Genomic DNA, 18,789 nt, shown 5'->3' on the forward strand with positions numbered 1-18,789 from the left:
TCCACACTCTGGACACCGTTTATCGTCGCTATCCATCGATCTACTGTGCGCCTCGGTCTGCGCCGTCACGATTCGGGGTGGCAGGTTCGACGAGGTCGTTTCCTTCCTGAATGAGCGCCTCGACGGCCGCCGTAAGATTCTCTTCTTCGCTGACGACACGAACGGCGAGTGGGGCCGGATAGGCCCGGTCACCCTGACTACAGAGCACGACCGTCTGTTCGTCGCGACCGTCGCCGACAACGATGTACTGGTCGCAATCGTTTTCGAGCGCGGCCTCGATCTCCGTTCCGGTGAGATGCCAGACGTCGTCCGGGCCGTCACACGTGAGCCCGCTCACGACCGTGCTCTTGAACGCCTGATCGTGCTCGCGGGCGAACGTCGCATCGTCATAGTAGTCGAGCAGGAGCGCACACGCGAGCTGTGCAGGCCCGCTTCCCCCATACCCCCACTTGAATCCCGACGGACTGTGCCGGACGACGTCGAGACTTCGGTCGGGATTGAAGTGGCGATGCTCCGTGAGATTCAGGACGACCGCGCGGCCGTCGACGCGCAGCCCCGCGTACTCCGTTTCCTTCGATTGGTTCTCGCGTTGCTCCGTCCGTCTCGCTGAGTCTTGGTCCGTGATCAGAATGCGGGATCATCCCCTCGCACTCCTTCCGGGGTGAGAAACTACATCGGTTCCGCTGCCCGTATTAACCAACAAAATCCCTGCACCCTTTACTGTTGGTTAAGGTCCTCACTTTGCACACGGGGTGTCTACTCCTCGTCGGATTCGTTCAGCACAACTGGCACGCTAATCAGGCCGTCGAGATTGTACAACTGTTGCTATTCCAGCGATAACGAGCAGGAGACTACCACCAATCGCGATCAAATTAACTGGTCTACGTTGTGTCTCTGTCGCGAGTGGGTTCTGAAATGCACCAGCCATTCCGAGAAGGGCAAGACCGATCGCGCCAAGAATGAGAGTCCCTAGCCCCCACTTGAGTTGGTTGCTCATACTTCCACGGTGATGTTGGATAAATAAAGATCTGTGTCAGAGTCGGTGAGTGGTTCGCATCGCGAACACCCCGAAACGCTGACGCAGGGTGTCATTGCTTGCTCCAGTTGTGCCGGCGCCCATCGTCGTCGAGATTCCCGAGCATCGACGTCCCACCCCTACATCGGGCTAGAGAAGCGTGTAAACCGTCCAGTTCGTCCCGGCGCAGAAAGTGCCGATACTGACTCCACAGATGCCGCTGTCCAGTGCCAGGCGAGCCACGGTGATGCGGTTCCCACCGAACTAGTCGCAGTCACCTAACATGGTGGGAGCGACCGCTGGTTGCAAAAAGGCCAGACCAGTTGGTGATGCCGGTGATTTGAGGAATTTTTCCTGCGTCGGAGCGTTCCCCCACATCTTGGGCCGCGATGAACTGCGGTTCACCCATGAATCCGAGGCCGCGCGGGTGACTGAAGCGGCGTCCAGGGCGAACTTGGAGATCAGATCCGAGGGTGACAGGTCATCTATCGGCCTCTGATGCGATCACGATCAAGGTGGTACCGAACCAAAGACACAGACCAAGTAGTGCAGCCCAGCCCGTGAGGAACCAGGGCACGGTCTCGAAGGTGTGTTCGGCGACGAAAGCATTTGTGATGAATGCATTCAGTTCTGTAGCAGGCTCAAGCTGTTGAGTTGTGATAACTACTCCACTGCTTGAGCTACCGATCCCGTAAATCCAGTTCACACCGGCGATAAACAGTCGAAAGGGACTCAGCCGATGTAACAAAAAGTACAACGGATCCGATGGCGGTTGGAACGTATTTACTGGTGTTCCGGTGACAGTACCGTATCCGATATCTATGATTGCCTGAAAGAACAGTATTGAGCCCAGAACGAGCAGTGCCCCGACTCTCCCCCGCATCGATCGAGAGGTAACGATTCCTGTGACTACGCCAACTCCGACGCTGGTGGCGGCGTAGACTGGTGTCACGAGCAGGAACGCGATTGTGGGTAGTAGCGACGGAACACCGCGTGCGGGTACTTGTGTCCCTATCGCTAGCGCAGTAAGCCAGCCAGAGATTACGATCACTGCAAGGGCTACGTCGGCATACATCTCGCGAGTAGTCTGTGCTGTGGCGTCGTCTTGGGCTGTAGTTGTCCGCCACCAGCCGAGCAAAAATCCGCCGATGAAAATCACCAGTGCGAGATCCTTTACCGCGTACAGTACGGCGATATCCGAACCGACAACCCCCACCACCTGGTCTGGTACGGCTGGTCCTCGTGTCTGCGAGACCACGAACATATACGCCGTTGAAACGACAGCGAAAGCCGCTACCGGGAGACGCATAAACTCTGTTCTGATACGCCTCTGGAGAGTCACTTGTGAACAAACCATGTGCTGGATGAGCGAATAAAACTCTGGGTTCGGTTCTGCTAGCTCTTATCATCGATCTTCCTTCCCGATGATGTTGTATTTACTGTAGGGCCACCTCACGGTGCGTCAGGTACATCAAGTAGGCTCGTGTGAGGAGACGTCTTGAGGGGCGGCTTAGCGGTGGCGGCTCGCCGTCACTCCGCGTGCACGTCGACGGTGTCGAGGAGGGCCTCGACGGAGTCATCGAGCGTCGTGAGCGCGCCGTGAATCATCGCGTTGAGCGACTCGCCGGACGCGAAGACGCGGTCGTCCGTCTTCAGCCCGAGGACGGGAATGTCGTTCTCGTGCGCGATACCGATCTCGATCATCACCCCCTCGTCGGGAACGCGACCGTCGAGGACAGCGACGACGGCGTCCGACTCGACGACGCCGTCGCGGTCGAGCTCGAAGATCATCTCCATGCGTTCGGCCTCCGAGTCGAAGTCGGGGTCCTCGAGCGTCTCGATCCCGTTGCGTTGTGGGAGGAAGACGTCGTGGCCGGCGTCCTCAAGGCGCGCGGTGAGGTCGGCGTTGAACGAGCGCTCCATCGGGTTGAACAGCGGCGCGGCGAAGTAGAGGCGCATACGCGACATTGAGTCTACTGCCGATTAACGGTTCCGCGCCACGCAGCCACGGGCGGTGTTTACTTTGAGGATTTGGCCGGCGAGCAAGTGCAATCACGTCGATCGGTCCGTACTTCTTTGGGTCCTAATTGCTCTCAGCGTATGCCTCTGCGCTCGTAGTCCGGGTATCGAGGGTTACATCGAAGAGTGGACTCAGCGTCCTGATCGTCCGCTCATCGTAGTCACGCGGATCGAAATGAACGTGCGCGTATGCTCCGGCCTCCGAGAGCTGGTGCATGAGGAGGTGAAGAAACCGAAATACGCGTTCACAATTGGCGAGGTCTAGAAGATCAGTGAGCGACTGGAAGCACACTATTGGAGGAGACTCTACAGAGCAGAGTACCGATAGTCGTTCGCTGATTCGAATTCCGAGCGTGCTGAGATCAGGCTTCCCAGTGATCGATTCGATATGAACCTCCTCTTGAGGGGACCTCTAACATCGGTGCTTGGGGTTTCTACCGTAAAGTCGTCGACACAACTGATGATGTCGATCCGAGATGGATGGTGTGCATCGGCGGTTTCACAGCTATGAGTCCGGTCGTCACCAGTTGAGAGCAGTACTCTGAGCAGCGGTGCATGCTCGTGGTGGGCTGTCACTGAAAGATCTCGACAGGTCGTTGTGTCCGCTGTGCTTCCAGTTGGTGCCAGGACGAGTGTGCTCCTCGGTGATGGCGTCCGTTCCGGCCGTGACGCGGTGATCTTCTGGAGCCATATCGTACCGGTACTCCGAATCAGGATCTGGTATCCGTTGTAGAGAACGCTCGTTGAGAGCGGTGCTTCTGTTTCCGTACTGTATACCGTATCGAGTGCATCGACATCTACCGTCTCCTGTAGTGGGGGCAATTCTTCTTGCTCGACGCCTTCGAGTGCTGCAACTGCTTCCACGACGCGAATACTCGGCTGTTTATCGTAGGTGACGAACTGTACTCTCGATTCGGGTTCGATATTCATGGGTAGTGGCTGGTGAGTTGTCTGTGAGGTGTCCGTTAGGAGGGCCGGATACTGGTTCGATAGCAGTGCTACTCCCGACACTCTGATAGCCTTTTTGACTTGTCTGTTTTCCCTGACCGGTCTGGATATTCTATTATATACGTTTCATCCGACCGGTCAGAAGTCCCAGTGCTAATGGGTGGCCTCATCAGCGATACGAAACTCCGAATTCTCCGAGAACTCCGCGAAGAACCCCTCCACGGCTACGCGCTCGCCGCTGAACTCGGTTTGAGCCACGGATACATCTACACACATCTCGGAGAACTCGAAGACGCAGGTATGATCGAAATCGCAGACCGGCAAGACGGGAAGAAGATTTACCGGCTCACGCAGAGCGGCGAATACCTCGTTAAGGCCTTCGACTAGCGACCGCTCGGGATTGCGCTTCGGTTGTCCACCATCTCACTGAGAGTGTCCCGATGAGTTCGAACCGTGTTCGCCGAGACGCCAGCAGTTTCAGCGACCTGCAACTTGGTGAGCGGCCAGTCAGCTTCCCCTGCGGCGACGTACAGGCACGCGGCGGCGAATCCTGTGGTGACCCCACCAATGACGCCACGCTCTTGAGCGCGCTCTGCGGGACTCTCAGCACGACGCCGGATTCGTCCAGGCAAATCGAGGTTGGAACTGAAGCGCGCGAGGAACGCCCGCGGCCGCATCGGCTGCGCCGGCAACCCGAGTTCCTCGTTCAGGACCGAGTAGGCGTTCATCACGCGACTCTTCTCGACGCGGGCGGCGTCGACGATGTCCCCTTGGGGGAGCAGGTGACCGGTACAGCGACAGGCCGCGTAGACGCTCGCTGCCGCCATCGACTCGATCGACCGCCCGCGCAGCGGGCCTTCGTTTTGCGCGCTCCGGAACAGCCGACATGCTCGCTCCCGATGTGTCTCCGAGAGCTCGAGCACACTCACCACTCGCTGGACCTCGCCGAGACCATGTCCGAGGTTACGCTCCGCTTTCGAGCGGAACCGCCCGCGGCGCTGTTCACGCCGAAGCCGACCGAGCTGCCGACGCTTCGCCGTCGAGAGTGTGTTTCCCTTTGCGTCTGTCTTCCGTCCAATCGTCGTCGAGAGCCTCCGGTCGTGCCGCGACGCCGTGAGCGGTGCGCCCGTCCGTTCGTCTTCGTCGTCGTAGACGGGCTCGCCGCCGTGGTCGATCGCGTGTTCGTCGATCACGAGCCCACACTCCTCGCAGACCGTCTCCACTGCGTTCATCTCGACTCGACCCCCGCACTCCGGGCATCCGGACGTGGTCTCGTCGGTCTGTACGACTTCGTCGAAACCGCTCTTGTAGATGTCTCTGGTTGCCATCTGAATCACGAGGCGTCCATCGAATGCGCCGTCTCACTGGACCCCTCACCCATCTGGGGGTGAAAAACGAACTGTGAGTGTGGAGGTGCTAGTCGGTCCAGAAGCCGCACTGGCGGTCCTCGATTTCGTTCAACACCGTTGAGAGGACGTCTCGCCAGTCAGTGGGATGGTGCGCATCCTCCCCGGGCGTCGGCGCGTCCGGCCCTGGATGAATGTGATCGAGCGCGTTGTGTGTCGAGGGATGCCGGTCCCAGCGATAGTCGAACTCGCTCTCGGCATGGCTCTCGTGGTAGTGGATCGAGAACGTCTCATTCTCGAACCAGACGACGTCGAGGCGTGCTTCTTCGACGCTCGCCGGATAGAGCGCAGGGTCGAACACACAGACGAGTCGGTCTGGTGGAGTGGGCGGCGACTCCTTAATTCGAAGGAAGCGAGTGTCGTTGCCGAGACGCTCGGCGATGAGCGAGAGCCGTTCGAAGTCGACTGGTGCGCCATCACCCACGTCGAGGTCGGGCGTCTCGTCACCGCTGCTCATGCCGGGGACTGCTGGCCAGCGAGACCGTCGTCCGCGCCGGTGAGCGCTCGTTCGAGGAGCGTAATCCGACGTTGCGTCGTCATCCAGCGTGAGACGTCCTCCCAGACGTCTTCCACGGGTTCGTCGTGCTCGCGTGCATACGCCGCGATCGAGACGTCCTCGGGTGCCTCAACGTCGAACGTGGTTGTGTATGCGTCGTCGCGTTCCGCCGCAGCCTGGAGGAATTCGAGCAGTTCGTCCTGCGAGTACTCCGCTTGGAGGCGCTGCACGCGCCGCCACTGGAGATATGCCTCGTTGCGCTCGTACGTCGCCGGCGACTCCGTCACCCGCGTAACGACACCCATTCGCTCGAACCACTTGAGATACTCACGCGCGGCATCCACGCCATGCCCGGCGCGCTCCGCAACCTCCTCGACGGTCGTCGGACTCCCGAGCGTCAGGATCGCGTCGAAGAAGTTGTCTCGCGTTCGCCCCCCACGAACCACGTCTTCGGGAGGGGTGAGCGCGTCGAAATCAGGAGCGTCCCGCCGCTCCTCCGAGTCGGCTTTCAACTCGTCACGTGGCTCCTTCATACACGATTTCACGCACGCAGACGGAATAAATCTTCCTTAAAGTGGAATATCTCCCCCATAGTTGTGGGTTGACACGTGCCGAGCGGAAGTCCACCCTTTAGGTGGGGTGTAAACGACAATACAGCCCAGCAGTCCACTCGCTACGACTTGTCTGGATGTTCTACCGCCTCAAGACCCGCCTCAATAATCTCCTGATAGGCTTCTTCGAGACTCTTGCCTTCCCGTTCAGCGTAGTCTTTCACGCGCCCATTCACCGTGTGCGAAATGTCGATATTCGGTCGCATCGTCTGTGTCCAAAAGACATTTAGACGTAGATCTACAAATGTCTGTTGTCGTGAGGCGAACCAATACGTTCGCGGTCAGGCCGTTCTCCACGCAGGACGAGCAACTGCTCCGTGAGCTGTTGGACACCTCCGCCAGCCTGTGGAACGAACTCACCTACGAACGTCCCAAAATCGCGTAGCGATTTTGTGTGCGAACGAAACCGTAGGTCTCGTTAACGTCGCCAGAACTTCTTCGACGGCGAGTCGGTGTGGGAGACCGCTGACTACCGCAAGCAGTACGTCGGCGTCCTCGGCTCCGCCACCGCCCAACAGGTCATCCGCAAGAACAGCGAAGCGTGGCGATCGTTCTTCGCTGCCCGAGAGGACGGCGGGGACACCGCCCCACCCGGCTACTGGGGCAACGAGGACGACGGCAGGGAATTGCGGACGTATATCCGGAACGACCAGTACACCCTCGAAACCGGCGAACGGAGTCGCCTCGAAATCCCTGTCGGCTAAGACCTCAAAGACGAGTACGGACTTGGCTACCACGACCGCCTGCGCCTCGAAGTCGCTGGCGACCCCAAATGGGAGGGCGAACAGGGCCGGTTGGAACTGTACTACGACGAGGTGGACGACACGTTCAGGGCCATTCAACCCGTTACCGTGCCTGATTCTCGACGGGATTCACGAGGAATCAGCTGCCTTGGACGTCGGCGCGAACAACCTCGTCGCCTGTACCACCACGACCGGCCAGCAGTGCCTCTACGAAGGTCGTGACCTGTTCGCCCGCTTCCGCGAAACCACCGAGGAAATCGCCCGCTTGCAGTCTAAACTCCGCGAGGGACGGTACAGTAGCCAACGGATTCAGCGCCTGTACCGCAAGCGAACACGGCGACGCGACCACGCACAAGACGCGCTCGTCCACGACTTAATCGAACGGTTGTACGAGGAGGGCGTAGCGACGGTGTACGTAGGCGACCTCACCGACGTGCTGTCGGTACACTGGTCGGCGCGAGTGAACGAGAAGACGCACCAGTTCTGGGCGTATCGATCGTTCATCGACCGTCTCGCGACGACGGCCAAGGAATACGGCATTGCAGTCGAAGTCGAGTCAGAAGCGTACACGACCGCGGAGTGCCCTGTATGCGGTGAGCGAGACGATACAGAGCGAGACGGCGATGTGTTCCGGTGTTCGTGTGGCTACGAAGGCCATGCCGACCTCGACGCTTCGCGGACGTTCCTCGAACGACAGGCCGGCACGAATCTGGAAGTCGGGTCGATGGCACGGCCCGTGCGCCTCAAGTGGGACGACCACAATTGGTCGGAGTTACCAAGCTCTCCCGAGAGGGCCAGTCCCAATGAGGAGCGCACAAACTGGAGTACCGGCGACGGGAAACTTGTCTCCATGGGTACGGCATAGCCAACATCCCCTCCGGAGGAATCCCACTCCCTCAGGGTGGGAGGATGTCAAAGTACTGTCCTCGCAGATCGTCTTCATTATGCTCATCGTGACACGGCCGCCGTACTCCGGGCATCTGGACGTTGTCTCGTCAGTCTGTACACCTTCATCGAAGCCGTTCTACCAACCCCCTCACCCCTCTGGGGGAGGCAAACCCGTCGTCCAGAGTGATCTCGAGTATTGACCAACGTTTGGCGTCCCCAGTGTGTAGTGTTGGTTAACCGATGTGCGCCCTCTAGGCTATGTGGTTTTATCCATAGGCTTTTGACTAGGGAGGGGGGTCCATAGGGTGACGGATGGCGTCCGACACCACGGTCGCAGATTGACGCGACGTCAGAAACGGTGATGTGGTGTCCATCACCACCCAGCAGACCGAGCACGACGAATACCCAAGTAGACGGGACTACAGCCTCCACTTCGGCGAGGTCGGAGGCGACACCATCCTCCGCTACGACAACGCCCACGAACGCACGAAGGGCCACGAGCGTCACATCCGCGACGACGTCGAATACATCGACTTCCCCGGGATGCTCGAACTCTACGAGCGCTTCGCGCGCGAAGTCGACGAACGGTCGTCGACGTCGTGGGACTGGTCGCTTGAGTAGGACGCCACCCAAGGGGAACCACCATGCCAACGCGCAAAGTCACCGTCGGCGAACGCGAGACGCTCCACGAACACCGTCGGCGCCGCCGCACCCCAAACGCTCCGACACCCTCCTCTTACTGTGGGTTCTGAGCGTGGGTTGGGAAGGATACTACCGTGTCTGTATATCTTGATTAGTGTGGCTTCAGATCTAAACTGCTATAACCAATCAAGAGGTCCTGTATTGCATAATTCTACAGAGCCACAGTTGAAGCGGCACTAGCGTCGTTCATTTCAGATAACGACTACCTTACCGAAGACCGAGAACTCCTGCAACTCGCTGGTTTTCGTTTAATAACTACCCTGTGCCGGTGACGATGTATACGTCAGACGCGAAGGTGAAAACCGCGTATATGAGAGCGTAGAGAACGATGATAGTTAGCGTCTGAGTAAGTACAAACGCAAGAATAGCTCCGACTCTGAGGACGCCGAGGAACACAAGTGCTAGGCCGAATAAATAGTGAAACATTATACTGGGGGGAATGGGCTATAGATCTGCTACGTATTCTCCCGTTGTCTATTTTCCTCTCCAAACCACTGTCTAGTTAAGCCAGTTTGAGGAACGAGCAAGCCGTTGAGTAATTAGCTCAGATACTCGCATACCTGATTAGGGAGGTCTATGACGGTGATTTAGAAAGAGGTTGGGAGCGTTCACCGTCCGGCTCTACGCGACCAGTTGTTCACTTAGGGAGATGAAAGAGATTCTTCGGCTATTCGGCGTAGAACGTTCTCATCATGTGATCATTCAGTGGGTACCTTGAGTCTCTGATAGCGTTGACGACCCGTCTGAGGCGCAACCGAAGCGGGTCGCGGTTGACGAAATCGCTATCAGGATCAACCGCGAGTGGTCTTGATTGTACGCCGCGATCAATCTTGACACGAAGCTGATTTTCGGCATCGCCTTGTTGGGCGGCAAGGCACCGATCCGACGATTACGCTTCTGCATGGTCTCCGCGAGAAACACGATCTCTTCGACACGGTGTTTCTCGTCGATCAGTTCGGCTATCGGACTGCCCTTTCTCGATTAGGGGTGAACCGTCGGATGGATATACCAACCGTAACCTCATCGAAAAGTAGCTCCATACTCTCACAATGCGCATTGACTGTTTCCAGAATTCGTGGGTAGACAGTCGGTCAAGCGTCCGCGAATAGCTTGAACAGTTTATGCACTACTATAACCGACAGAGGCCGCATCAATCTCTCGGTGGAAAAACGCCAGCCGAGGAGGTGCAGAACTAGAGAGTGCCTTCAGTGGTAGATAAACACGTTCTCGTCACTAGTATTGTTTAATATTGATACTTTATGCATCCGGGACAAACACTCAAATAGAAGAAGGAGGTGATCAGATTGCCGCTGAGGTTGGGTCAGAGAGATCGAGATACCTGTGAGCCGTGAGTAGAATGACTGACAGGAGCAGAGGTACGACGGCAACAAGGGTGAACAACGCGTTACCGAAGCCTAGTGCAGCTATAACGGCTAAGGCAAAAGTTTCAACCCAGAGATGGGGGAGGCGCTCCGTCCAAACACTGTACCCGACTGCGAGGGCGATAACAGCGGACACGATAGAAACAATGAAGACACCAGTTGCTGCGCTATTTCCTTGGAGATATTGGTAGCCGGCAGCGATCTTGAAGTCATATCCGTCTTCGACGAACGTACCGAAAACGAACATATATGCTCCAAGGATTAGGGTACATATAGTTGCAATGTACCCGAACCATCTCCCAACAGTGTGCGGTATCTGCTCATCCATAGTTAGTAATCGAATTCCTGAACCATAGTACTAGGCCTATACGTCTAAGGTTGTGCCCCCAACATGGGTTGACCAGGTGTGTGAATGGCCACTTCCTCTGATATCGACAGCACCGGGTAGCGATGTTGTTCCGTCTCGTGACCCACCAAATTCAACAGCAAATTCTCCATTATCCCCGTGAGTAAGCCGATCTCCGTCAGGATGGATCTCTCCTCCTCCACCTCCAACAGTTGTACTGATGCTTGCTGAGCCTGCGACTGCCTTGGGACCGACAGATACCCCAATTTGGTAGCCTGTGTTTCCGGACAGATCTAGTGTCCCTGTTGGGTTGACGGAGTTAACACGGAGACCACCCTTGATATTGAGATAATTGCTCATATGCGTCGTACGCGCGCGGTATGCTGCTGAGCTGTTTACCTTTGAGAGGGATAGCATACTATAGAACTTAACCTCTCGGTCATTCGGATCCGTCATATTGGTATCGTAGAGATTCAGAAAGTGGTCTGTCTGTGCGACCGTTTGGTTTACGTCATTTTTGACTTTATAATGCTGCTCCCAGGGATGCACCAGAGTAACGTTGTTTTTCCTGAATCCGTTGGGGGTAGTCGCCATAATGGAGACTGACCCATCCTCATTTGGGTGGGGAAGCATGTTCGCCGCCGAATCTCCATATTGCTCTCGAACTTCTCTAACCCTATCCGAGTATTCAGACATGGTTAACGCATTGTCTTTGGTGATGACCATGCTCTGTGAGTTAGAGAAATACTCACAATCTGCCTTGGTTCCGTTTGAGTTCGTACTTGATTGTGCAGCGACGTCACCGGTTACAAGGTCGGCAAGCAGTGTGCTTCCAGCGGCAGCTGCGCCAAGTGCCTTGAGGGTACCACGCCGAGTGGAACCGGTCTGCCTGTCCCTGTCAGTAGGTTCATCTTGATCCGTCTTAGCTTTTCTATCGGTGTTTTTCGACATGGGGTTTCTCCCAGAACAGTTGTTGTCGAGAAGTAACTTCACTTGACTTAGCGCGTTCGAGATGGCGTCAGCGCAACCAGAGGCGATTATGCGCTTCGACGCCGACTGGATGTCTCGCGCCGACGACCGCATTCTGGAGCATCTTTCTGAAGCTGGCTCCGATACCCCGAAGAAAATGACTGACAGCGATCAGGTCCGGTTTTCTCGCCAACACATCAACGCCCGCTGCAAGACGCTGGTCACATACGGTCTCCTCGTCCACCTCGGCAACGGTGTCTACGATATTACTCGGCAGGGAGAGCAGTATCTCGCTGGCGAACTTGACGCTCGTGACCTCGAAGCTGCGTGAACAGATCTCTCCTTTGCGAAGAGTCTTGACTATACTCGAAGGCACGAACATATATGAGAGTGCAGCGCGAACGCTGTTGCAAGAGGTGCCACGTATGTCTGAATCCTCGCGAGACGGTGTCCAGCCGTGGGCTGAGTCGATGAGTGCCCGCGACCGCATTCGGGCGGTCGCCGAGACGCTCCACGAGCCCCAGTCGGTCAACTGGATCAGTGAACAGGCTGACGCCGCCTGGAGCACGACTAACGAGGAACTACAGGCGCTCGTCGACCAGGGCCAGCTGCGCCGCGTTGAGGCCGGCGAGACAACGCGCTACCAGCCGGACTACACGCGACTGCTCTTCGAGGAGATCCGCACGCTCATCGAGGCAAACACGCGCGAGGAGCTACGGAGCGAATTGGCCGCGATCACCGAGGAAATCGAGGAGTGGCAGGCGACCTACGGTGTCGAGACGTGGGAGGAGCTCGAACAGTCGCTCGCCGACGGCGACCTCACAAGTGCCGAGCTCCGCGACCGCCGCGACGTCATCGCGTTTTGGCAAGAGAACGAGGAAGACCGCCGCCTCATCAAGCACGCACTGGAACTCTACTCGGACGTCGAAGCCGCTCGTGAACAGATGACTGACGTGGCCGACCGCGCCACGAGCTAATTCTCTTCTCATACAGCATGATCTTCCTCGCCGGTCGCGACCGCTATACACAGCGGACCCTCCACCGAGATGTTCACGACCGATTGACGAATCAAGCGGGTTGTGAGGACGTGCGTTATCGCCCGTCTCGACGCCGATCGCGGTACGTCATCGCGGATGTCGATCCGACAGCGTTCTTGGGTAACTCCTACGATGCGGAGACCGCACGACTGGAGATTCGCTTCTGGTACCCCACCGGCGTCGACCACGAATACTACCGCATCAACTGGGTCGAACCGGACCGGAACCTAATGCTCGGCTTCCACCAAGACGCCGATCACCCGGATCTTGGGCCCTGCCACATCCAGCTCAATTACGAAGATGAGCCAGTAGGCAGGTATAGCGCAATGTTTCTCGATGCGCACCCACTCGCCGTCCTTGATGAGCGACTCCAGCAGTTCCCGCCAGCGCTAGGGGCTATTCGTTGGGAGGATGGGACGCCCTCGCTCCCTACGTGGCCAGTATCATGACCACACTCCATGCCACTGTCGGCGACAGAGAACAGTTTCGCGAGGACGTGCTCGCGTTCGTCGAGGACGCGGACGCTGGCGACCTCGAGGACGGCGACGACCGGGCGGTCCTCCAGTTCGGGAGCTACGACGACTTGGTCGATAGTCTCACACCGCTTCGACTGGAACTCGCACAGACGATCGCTGAACACCACCCCGAGAGCATGCGTGAGGCCGCTGGGCTCGTCGAGCGCGATGTCTCCGACGTGCACGCCGACCTCAAGCACCTCGAAGTACTCGGCATCCTTGAGCTCGAAGAGGGCGGCCCCGGTGGGGCGATGCGGCCGATCGTTCCGTTTGACCGGATTGAGATGCATATCGACTATCCACTCATTCGGACGAGCGAGTCCGACCGCTCTCCGGCTAACGCTGACTGAGACCCCAGTTGGGATGCCTTCACCCTCTCGCGACACGATTCAGGGTCGCTGTATGGATGCCGCCCCCGATTGAATACAACAACGATCACTGTCAGGAGAGATGCATCGGCGTGCACCGACCAGAGCACCACTCATCCTACGACTCCTGACGTAGCTCACGGAGCGTCGCGACGGCTGTCGTTCCGATCCGGACGCCGTCGACGGGTCGAACACCCAGGTCAGCGGTTGCCGTGCGAAACGGCTGGAACTCGACGAGGACACGATGCGTGACCGTGCGAACAGTCTCCTCGCCGTAGCGCTCGAGGACGTCAGCCATGATCTCGTCGAAATGCGCATCCGGATGGTCGACGCGGGGATGCTGCCCGCGCTCACACAGGAGCGTCCACACCGCCTCGAACGACGGATCGTCCGGATTCCCCGTCGCGTCTTCCACCGGGTAGGTGGTGTTCGCTTCGGTCATTCCCCGTCTCCTGCATCTGTCGCCGCGATGTCCGTCGATTGCCGGTGGCGGACGTCTCGGTGAATCGCTTTGAGTGTCTCGGTATCCTCGATCGCTTCAAGTTCGTCGACGAGTTCGGTGAGTCGTTGCTGGTGGGCGACCGTTTCCGGGTCGCCGTGTTCCGCCTCGATTTCCGTCACGGCAATCTCTCGGTCTTCGTGCCACCCACACGTCCAACACTGCCGGTGGAGCGTGATGCCGTCGCCCTCCTCTAGATCGACGAATACGTCGACCAGCCGTGTTGACGGCGACCACCCTGGGCCAACCTCTCGGGAGATCTGTGATCCGCCGCAGTCCGGACACTCCATACGTCGAGATCGGGTGGTAGGCCCCTAAACCGTCCGGGTGGTCGTCCATCTGGGCCTTCAGGTTGTTGTCGACGGCGACGGCAATGTCCGAAATCTCATATAATACTATGTAGACACAGGAATACGTAAATATTGGGCGTGTCGCGTTAATGTAGGCGTGATCACGCCGATACCGACCGGGAGACTATACGTTACGTTCGCGGAGCATCCGATGTCAGAGTCGGGGAAGCCACCGTCACGCGACCACTGGCAGATGGCGGAGGAGTAGTACGACTCCGATTCCCGCAAGCATTGAGTAGAGGATGTTTCCGGAACGCCACGCGACGATGAGCGCAGCGAGGCCAGCAATCCACTTGGCGGGGCCTCCGTGTGCAAGTTTAGGCACGATGAGCGACACGAAGATTGCACCCGGAACGTAGCTCAACCACGCTTGGAACCGGGGAGTCAGCTCAAACTGGCTTACTAACCAATACCCGCCGACCCGAGTAAGATACGTTCCGACTGCCATCCCGGCGATAGCGGCGAGTGAGACTGTACTCATCTGTATCTTAGACATATTCATCTCGGACGACGCCAGCGATGCTTCCTGTTAGTCCGCCGATGATGATATACCAGTTCCCCGCAATCACGACAGACGTAGCGAGCGCAGCCAACGCTGCGATACCGACGGGAATGGCGTCTTCGCGTCCATTCCACACACCGGCCAAGAGGGTGAGGTAGATAGCGATGAACGCCATGTCTAGGCCGTATTTGGCAGGGTTCTGGATGAGACCGCCGATTGAGACGCCGAGGGCAGTTGCACTGATCCATGCAGCGAATACGATGAGGCCACTTCCGAGAAGAAATGCGGCGTCGTTCTCGCCATTCGACCGGGCACGCATCGTCAGTCCCCACGACTCGTCGTTCAAGAAATAGAGTATCCCGTAGGTTTTGCGGGGGGTGAGCCGTTTGAGCCATGGCTGAATCGACGCACCCATCAAAAGGAGGCGAAGATTTACCGCGACTGTTGTGACTACGATAGCGATGACTGGGAGGGGTGACGTCCAGAGGTCGAGGACGACGAACTGCGCAGACGCGCCAAAGACCGAGATGCTCATCAACACTGTTTCGAGCGGTCCAAGTGACGACTGCCGTGCGAGAATCCCGAAGACGATACCGTAGGTGAATACACCGAGCGCAATTGGGATGCTTTGTCGGACTCCTGCGACCAATCCCGTTTTACTAAACTCTGTCCTCTCTGGCTCGTTGTACTCTAGCATAGTTCATGGTCTCTCTCGTCCACAAACGGAAGTGGTTCCGACGGCATCGGGGGCTTTTCCTGGTTCGTGTTCTTCTGATACAACTCAGTCCACTGCTTCCCGATATCTTCTGTCATGAGTACGATCTCGGTCTGTTAGTTAGTTCAGTGAGCGAAATGCTCCAGACCGTAGTAGCAGACAACGGAAGAACTACGAAGAGTTTCACCCTACTATACTCGGGTGAGCCGTCTATCCGACCGAGTCTTGCGCTTCAGGTGGGTCAAGAAGATGGTTCTCAGCCGAGCGTAGATGTTCGAGGAATGTCGTTTTCGAGACACCGAGATCGTCAGCGAGCTCCTGAACACTCGTTTCTCGCGGCCACTCATAGTATCCGTTCTGCCGTGCCAGCTCGTAGGCTTGATGCTGACGTGGTGTAAGTTCGTTTAGCCGGTCTTCGAAGGAGGACTGGAATCGGTCTTGGTCAGCCGGTGTAACGTGCTCCATAGTAATTTTCGCATCGTACTCCGTCTGGATTTCGTCCATTCGACGGCCGAGGCTGCAGCGATCCATCTGGACCAAGAGCGGCCAAGTCTCCTGTCCGCCTTCCATCTGGGACGTTCCATTGAGTACGAACCCCCGGGAAAAGAAGGCCGGACCGATGCCCTCAGTAAACTCATACTCGATAAATACGTCCTGTGAAAACGTTCCAATAGCTGACTCTGGGGCGATGCTCTCTGTTGGTGTTGGTTGCACTTCTCGAACGTGGCTTATCCGAGTGGATTCCTTCGCGGTCTGGACGGCTTCGTCCACGTGATCCGGCGTATCTCCATAGATAGTACACCGCTCGTAAGCCCGCCGGCCGTCCATCACGCACCCATATCCGAGAACGCCGGCACCTGTCTCGTCCATAACCTCGGAAGACCAACAGCCTGGATGCCACAGTTCCAATTTGACGCTAAGAAGCTCGCGTCTCGGTGATGGCATGCTGTTAACATTACTACGGTTAGTCAAAAAGCATCTGTTTTGAATCCAATCATAGTAGGCTAAGACTTGAGTATGTATTTATCCCGAGGGTACTCCTCTCGCCAGCGGGTGATTCCCGGAGAACACCTTGCTCAATAGCTTCCTTGGGAATTCCTCGGCTAGCCGTGTACAATCTCGGAGGTGGAATTGTTGCGTGACTTAATTATGCGGGTGTTCTCCCGGAACACCCGTTTAGTAGCTGTGCGCACGGAAAGACTATCAACAAGTATGAGTGACGACACGTATGAATCGTAGTCTCCCCGTCGCGCTCGGTGTCGGCGTGCTTGCCGCTGCCGCCGTCTACGCGCTCCTCGTCCCGTACTGGTACGTTGCCGCCTGTATTGGCGGGACGTATGCGGGCGTCGCGTACTTCGCGCAGGCGTATCCCGTCGCTGTCTTCCGGTATCGCACGAAGTTCAACGAGCGCACGGACACGGTCGGCGAATTCATCGGTATCATGGGCGTCAACCTCGGGCTTCTCTCGTTTATCGCCTACCTCGACGTGCCCTCTGGGGTGACCGCCGCCCTAATTGTGTGGTACATCGGTGCTGTAGTGTTCATCCTCTTTGCAACGCGTGCCCGCCACGAAGTCGGCGCGTAACTGAGAGTCTCCCGTTAACGACTCGACCACCTACTGTGACGGTGTGAGACTGGTTCTATGACGTCCTCTAGGAGTTACTTGCCCCCGACCTTCGTCGTCACTCGGAACGTCTCCGGCGGCTTGAGGATCCCCATGACCGTTCCCATCGAGTGGATGACGGTGATAACCGGCGCCAGCGGGAGTGCGAGCACCCAATACCGGTAGTCGTCTCCGTAGTAGAAGACGCCGAGGAGGAACCAGCCGAGCGTACACAGCCCCAGTCCCATCGACGCCACGAAGAACAGGCCGGGATAGACGATCGTCACGCTCAACAGCGACAGCGGGACGACGAGCAGGGTGACAATCGGCGAGAGCGCCCACGCGTAGTTTCTCACGCGAGTGAGGAGTTCGTACCGCCGGGGGAGCATCGTCGACGCCTGGACGTTCCCGGCCGCCCAGCGACGGCGCTGCTGGAGGATCTCGTACAGCGACGGCGGGGCTTCGTTCCGGCAGACCGCGTCCGAGAGCGCGAATGTCACGTCGAACTCTTGGAAGGCCGCCCAGACGAACGCAGTGTCCTCGACGAGCGTCTCCCGATCCCACGTCGTCTGCTCCTCGACCTCCGTTCGAACCGCGATGCCGCCACCCCACGCGAAGAGGGGAATCGAGAGTCGCGCGAACGCGCGCTGCTCGAACTGGACGCCCATCCGGTAGATGTCCGCCAGATAGCTCAGATTCGACCCCGTGCGGCGCGGCTTCTCACGGAGCTGGACGATATCGGCGTCCGGAAGCCCCTCGAATGACTCAACGACGCTGTCCTCGTCGAGGTAGAGCACGAACTCCCTCTCACAGGTCAGCGCCTGGCGCGCCCACTCCTGAGCGCGTCCCTTCCGGACGGCACGACAGGAGAACTCCTCCGGGACGACGTGAACGCTGGCCTCGGAGACGTCGATGGGCGACTCCGCGATCACGTGCACGTCGTCGAGCCCCTCCGGGAGGGAGTCGACGGTGTCCTGGACGACGTCGGCGGCGTCGACGGTCAGGATGCGAACCTGGATCTCGTCGAGGCCGTACTCGGTGGGCGGCGTCTCGTAGCCCGCCCCCATGACGGTCGTGAGGACGAGCCAGCTGAGCGCGGTCGCCCCGAAGAGGAGCGTCACGCCCCAGAGCGCGATTCCGAGTAGCGGCGCGAGCCCACCGCTGTCGACGATGGTGGTCGTCGCCGCGGCCTGACTCGGGGCGCTTCCCGGCCCGGAGACGATGGACGGTGCGAACACTGTCGCCACGCCACCGACGAGGAGTGCGACCGTGACTGCGAGTAAGGCGATTCGTTCGGTGTTCATCGTACCTCCACATTCCCCGCCACTCGTATGAACTGTCCAGACGCTATCGCCGAATTCGAGTGACTTTCGCGTGCGCTCCCGGTGTTAATCCCATCTAATCCGAGTTAATCGCACGACTGAACCGCGTTGATGACTGCTACCGTGTGACGCGATTGCGTGTAATAAGCTGTCGGTTAACCGGCCGGTCACGCCGCGCGACTGTAGCGTGCGCATCGGGTTGCGTTCCGATAGACGAGGGAACTCACGCTGCTTTTCGTTTAGGGGGGACACAGTCGACCATCCGTCTTTAGTTAAGCGAGAAACCGCGTGATAGCGGCGGCTTATCGAGGCACCTTTCGGAAGGAATGAGGAAGTCCAGTCTGTGCACGACA

Annotated in this window: 24 protein-coding genes and 2 pseudogenes; 9 read left to right on the forward strand and 17 right to left on the reverse strand. The window is 58.0% G+C overall.

What is annotated here, in order from left to right:
- Window positions 1-40: 40 nt before the first annotated feature.
- From J2754_RS16340 to J2754_RS14780, 5 genes are all read right to left on the reverse strand, one after another.
- Complete coding sequence (locus J2754_RS16340) at window positions 41-631, reverse strand: DUF6166 domain-containing protein (protein ID WP_342590136.1); 591 nt, start codon at window positions 629-631, stop codon at window positions 41-43.
- An 865-nt stretch (window positions 632-1,496) separates the two neighbouring features.
- Entirely contained in the window at window positions 1,497-2,357 is an 861-nt protein-coding gene (locus tag J2754_RS14770) for a hypothetical protein (RefSeq protein ID WP_211087889.1), read from the reverse strand.
- 188 nt (window positions 2,358-2,545) lie between these two features.
- Window positions 2,546-2,974: a nucleoside 2-deoxyribosyltransferase gene (locus J2754_RS14775; protein ID WP_188879670.1), complete on the reverse strand. Its 429-nt coding sequence runs from the start codon at window positions 2,972-2,974 to the stop codon at window positions 2,546-2,548.
- 124 nt (window positions 2,975-3,098) lie between these two features.
- On the reverse strand, window positions 3,099-3,422 hold the full coding sequence (locus J2754_RS16780; protein WP_425351002.1) for a DUF7504 family protein: 324 nt from the start codon (window positions 3,420-3,422) through the stop codon (window positions 3,099-3,101).
- Window positions 3,341-3,964 (reverse strand): HalOD1 output domain-containing protein, encoded by a 624-nt coding sequence (locus tag J2754_RS14780; RefSeq protein WP_211087890.1) that lies wholly within the window; start codon window positions 3,962-3,964, stop codon window positions 3,341-3,343. Before J2754_RS14780 ends, J2754_RS16780 begins: the two co-directional genes overlap by 82 nt.
- A 174-nt stretch (window positions 3,965-4,138) precedes the next feature.
- Between J2754_RS14780 and J2754_RS14785 the strand changes: the two genes are divergently transcribed.
- On the forward strand, window positions 4,139-4,369 hold the full coding sequence (locus J2754_RS14785) for a winged helix-turn-helix domain-containing protein (RefSeq protein WP_188879668.1): 231 nt from the start codon (window positions 4,139-4,141) through the stop codon (window positions 4,367-4,369).
- Here the strand turns inward: J2754_RS14785 and J2754_RS14790 are convergent.
- The 4 genes from J2754_RS14790 to J2754_RS14805 form a co-directional block, all read right to left on the reverse strand.
- Window positions 4,366-5,310: a transcription initiation factor IIB gene (locus J2754_RS14790; RefSeq protein ID WP_211087891.1), complete on the reverse strand. Its 945-nt coding sequence runs from the start codon at window positions 5,308-5,310 to the stop codon at window positions 4,366-4,368. The two genes, J2754_RS14785 and J2754_RS14790, sit on opposite strands and share 4 nt — an antisense overlap.
- An 88-nt stretch (window positions 5,311-5,398) precedes the next feature.
- On the reverse strand, window positions 5,399-5,845 hold the full coding sequence (locus J2754_RS14795; RefSeq protein ID WP_211087892.1) for a toxin-antitoxin system TumE family protein: 447 nt from the start codon (window positions 5,843-5,845) through the stop codon (window positions 5,399-5,401).
- Window positions 5,842-6,417 carry a DUF7342 family protein gene (locus tag J2754_RS14800; protein ID WP_211087893.1) on the reverse strand — a complete coding sequence of 192 codons (576 nt, stop codon included), beginning with the start codon at window positions 6,415-6,417 and terminating at the stop codon, window positions 5,842-5,844. The genes J2754_RS14795 and J2754_RS14800 overlap by 4 nt, the downstream gene beginning before the upstream one ends.
- Window positions 6,418-6,557: 140 nt before the next feature.
- Window positions 6,558-6,701 (reverse strand): hypothetical protein, encoded by a 144-nt coding sequence (locus J2754_RS14805; protein ID WP_211087894.1) that lies wholly within the window; start codon window positions 6,699-6,701, stop codon window positions 6,558-6,560.
- 38 nt (window positions 6,702-6,739) lie between these two features.
- On the opposite strand from J2754_RS14805, the pseudogene J2754_RS14810 reads away from it, so the two are divergent.
- The 3 genes and pseudogenes from J2754_RS14810 to J2754_RS14820 form a co-directional block, all read left to right on the forward strand.
- A pseudogene (locus J2754_RS14810) lies at window positions 6,740-8,103 on the forward strand (RNA-guided endonuclease InsQ/TnpB family protein).
- Between the two features lie 386 nt (window positions 8,104-8,489).
- On the forward strand, window positions 8,490-8,747 hold the full coding sequence (locus J2754_RS14815; protein WP_483420148.1) for a toxin-antitoxin system TumE family protein: 258 nt from the start codon (window positions 8,490-8,492) through the stop codon (window positions 8,745-8,747).
- A gap of 685 nt (window positions 8,748-9,432) precedes the next feature.
- Window positions 9,433-10,024: pseudogene (locus tag J2754_RS14820) on the forward strand (IS6 family transposase); the annotation flags it as partial.
- 103 nt (window positions 10,025-10,127) lie between these two features.
- Here J2754_RS14820 and J2754_RS14825 read toward each other — a convergent pair.
- Both J2754_RS14825 and J2754_RS14830 read right to left on the reverse strand, forming a co-directional pair.
- On the reverse strand, window positions 10,128-10,538 hold the full coding sequence (locus tag J2754_RS14825) for a hypothetical protein (protein WP_211087895.1): 411 nt from the start codon (window positions 10,536-10,538) through the stop codon (window positions 10,128-10,130).
- 36 nt (window positions 10,539-10,574) lie between these two features.
- Window positions 10,575-11,507, reverse strand: coding sequence for a hypothetical protein (locus tag J2754_RS14830; RefSeq protein WP_211087896.1), 933 nt, complete (start codon window positions 11,505-11,507; stop codon window positions 10,575-10,577).
- A gap of 88 nt (window positions 11,508-11,595) precedes the next feature.
- Here J2754_RS14830 and J2754_RS16785 point away from each other — a divergent pair, with 88 nt between their 5' ends.
- The 4 genes from J2754_RS16785 (at window position 11,596) to J2754_RS14850 (ending at window position 13,427) form a co-directional block, all read left to right on the forward strand.
- The gene (locus tag J2754_RS16785) at window positions 11,596-11,856 is read left to right on the forward strand and encodes a MarR family transcriptional regulator (RefSeq protein WP_425351001.1); all 261 of its coding nucleotides are present in this window, start codon (window positions 11,596-11,598) and stop codon (window positions 11,854-11,856) included.
- Between the two features lie 94 nt (window positions 11,857-11,950).
- Window positions 11,951-12,502, forward strand: coding sequence for a DUF7342 family protein (locus tag J2754_RS14840; protein ID WP_211087898.1), 552 nt, complete (start codon window positions 11,951-11,953; stop codon window positions 12,500-12,502).
- 17 nt (window positions 12,503-12,519) lie between these two features.
- A complete protein-coding gene (locus J2754_RS14845; RefSeq protein WP_211087899.1) occupies window positions 12,520-13,011 on the forward strand; it encodes a hypothetical protein in 492 nt (163 codons plus the stop codon).
- Window positions 13,008-13,427: an HVO_A0114 family putative DNA-binding protein gene (locus J2754_RS14850; protein ID WP_211087900.1), complete on the forward strand. Its 420-nt coding sequence runs from the start codon at window positions 13,008-13,010 to the stop codon at window positions 13,425-13,427. Before J2754_RS14845 ends, J2754_RS14850 begins: the two co-directional genes overlap by 4 nt.
- Before the next feature lie 136 nt (window positions 13,428-13,563).
- Here the strand turns inward: J2754_RS14850 and J2754_RS14855 are convergent, their stop codons facing one another.
- The 5 genes from J2754_RS14855 to J2754_RS14875 form a co-directional block, all read right to left on the reverse strand.
- Complete coding sequence (locus J2754_RS14855; protein WP_211087901.1) at window positions 13,564-13,887, reverse strand: DUF8158 family protein; 324 nt, start codon at window positions 13,885-13,887, stop codon at window positions 13,564-13,566.
- Window positions 13,884-14,234, reverse strand: a complete 351-nt coding sequence (locus tag J2754_RS14860) for a DUF8105 family protein (RefSeq protein ID WP_211087902.1) — start codon at window positions 14,232-14,234, stop codon at window positions 13,884-13,886. Before J2754_RS14860 ends, J2754_RS14855 begins: the two co-directional genes overlap by 4 nt.
- Window positions 14,235-14,469: 235 nt before the next feature.
- Window positions 14,470-14,790: an AzlD family protein gene (locus J2754_RS14865; protein ID WP_188879648.1), complete on the reverse strand. Its 321-nt coding sequence runs from the start codon at window positions 14,788-14,790 to the stop codon at window positions 14,470-14,472.
- The gene (locus J2754_RS14870) at window positions 14,783-15,493 is read right to left on the reverse strand and encodes an AzlC family ABC transporter permease (RefSeq protein ID WP_188879647.1); all 711 of its coding nucleotides are present in this window, start codon (window positions 15,491-15,493) and stop codon (window positions 14,783-14,785) included. The genes J2754_RS14865 and J2754_RS14870 overlap by 8 nt, the downstream gene beginning before the upstream one ends.
- 228 nt (window positions 15,494-15,721) lie before the next feature.
- Complete coding sequence (locus tag J2754_RS14875) at window positions 15,722-16,381, reverse strand: helix-turn-helix domain-containing protein (RefSeq protein WP_188879646.1); 660 nt, start codon at window positions 16,379-16,381, stop codon at window positions 15,722-15,724.
- Between the two features lie 358 nt (window positions 16,382-16,739).
- Between J2754_RS14875 and J2754_RS14880 the strand changes: the two genes are divergently transcribed.
- Window positions 16,740-17,096, forward strand: coding sequence for a hypothetical protein (locus tag J2754_RS14880; protein WP_188879645.1), 357 nt, complete (start codon window positions 16,740-16,742; stop codon window positions 17,094-17,096).
- A 74-nt stretch (window positions 17,097-17,170) separates the two neighbouring features.
- Here the strand turns inward: J2754_RS14880 and J2754_RS14885 are convergent, their stop codons facing one another.
- A complete protein-coding gene (locus tag J2754_RS14885) occupies window positions 17,171-18,418 on the reverse strand; it encodes a glycosyltransferase family 2 protein (protein WP_188879643.1) in 1,248 nt (415 codons plus the stop codon).
- Window positions 18,419-18,789: the final 371 nt, after the last annotated feature.

It is taken from the genome of Halarchaeum nitratireducens (assembly GCF_017874695.1).
Lineage (GTDB): Archaea > Halobacteriota > Halobacteria > Halobacteriales > Halobacteriaceae > Halarchaeum > Halarchaeum nitratireducens.

Excerpts from the sequence above, each read along its gene's own strand:
- J2754_RS14780 (WP_211087890.1), bottom strand. The coding sequence starts at position 3,964 with ATGAATATCGAACCCGAATCGAGAGTACAGTTCGTCACCTACGATAAA.
- J2754_RS14825 (WP_211087895.1), bottom strand. The coding sequence starts at position 10,538 with ATGGATGAGCAGATACCGCACACTGTTGGGAGATGGTTCGGGTACATT.
- J2754_RS14875 (WP_188879646.1), bottom strand. The coding sequence starts at position 16,381 with ATGGACGAGACAGGTGCCGGCGTTCTCGGATATGGGTGCGTGATGGAC.
- J2754_RS14870 (WP_188879647.1), bottom strand. The coding sequence starts at position 15,493 with ATGCTAGAGTACAACGAGCCAGAGAGGACAGAGTTTAGTAAAACGGGA.
- J2754_RS14800 (WP_211087893.1), bottom strand. The coding sequence starts at position 6,417 with ATGAAGGAGCCACGTGACGAGTTGAAAGCCGACTCGGAGGAGCGGCGG.
- J2754_RS14790 (WP_211087891.1), bottom strand. The coding sequence starts at position 5,310 with ATGGCAACCAGAGACATCTACAAGAGCGGTTTCGACGAAGTCGTACAG.
- J2754_RS14775 (WP_188879670.1), bottom strand. The coding sequence starts at position 2,974 with ATGCGCCTCTACTTCGCCGCGCCGCTGTTCAACCCGATGGAGCGCTCG.
- J2754_RS14860 (WP_211087902.1), bottom strand. The coding sequence starts at position 14,234 with ATGGAGTGTCCGGACTGCGGCGGATCACAGATCTCCCGAGAGGTTGGC.
- J2754_RS14850 (WP_211087900.1), top strand. The coding sequence starts at position 13,008 with ATGACCACACTCCATGCCACTGTCGGCGACAGAGAACAGTTTCGCGAG.
- J2754_RS14840 (WP_211087898.1), top strand. The coding sequence starts at position 11,951 with ATGTCTGAATCCTCGCGAGACGGTGTCCAGCCGTGGGCTGAGTCGATG.
- J2754_RS14885 (WP_188879643.1), bottom strand. The coding sequence starts at position 18,418 with ATGAACACCGAACGAATCGCCTTACTCGCAGTCACGGTCGCACTCCTC.
- J2754_RS14795 (WP_211087892.1), bottom strand. The coding sequence starts at position 5,845 with ATGAGCAGCGGTGACGAGACGCCCGACCTCGACGTGGGTGATGGCGCA.
- J2754_RS14830 (WP_211087896.1), bottom strand. The coding sequence starts at position 11,507 with ATGTCGAAAAACACCGATAGAAAAGCTAAGACGGATCAAGATGAACCT.
- J2754_RS14845 (WP_211087899.1), top strand. The coding sequence starts at position 12,520 with ATGATCTTCCTCGCCGGTCGCGACCGCTATACACAGCGGACCCTCCAC.
- J2754_RS16785 (WP_425351001.1), top strand. The coding sequence starts at position 11,596 with ATGCGCTTCGACGCCGACTGGATGTCTCGCGCCGACGACCGCATTCTG.
- J2754_RS14785 (WP_188879668.1), top strand. The coding sequence starts at position 4,139 with ATGGGTGGCCTCATCAGCGATACGAAACTCCGAATTCTCCGAGAACTC.
- J2754_RS14805 (WP_211087894.1), bottom strand. The coding sequence starts at position 6,701 with ATGCGACCGAATATCGACATTTCGCACACGGTGAATGGGCGCGTGAAA.
- J2754_RS14855 (WP_211087901.1), bottom strand. The coding sequence starts at position 13,887 with ATGACCGAAGCGAACACCACCTACCCGGTGGAAGACGCGACGGGGAAT.
- J2754_RS14865 (WP_188879648.1), bottom strand. The coding sequence starts at position 14,790 with ATGTCTAAGATACAGATGAGTACAGTCTCACTCGCCGCTATCGCCGGG.
- J2754_RS14880 (WP_188879645.1), top strand. The coding sequence starts at position 16,740 with ATGAATCGTAGTCTCCCCGTCGCGCTCGGTGTCGGCGTGCTTGCCGCT.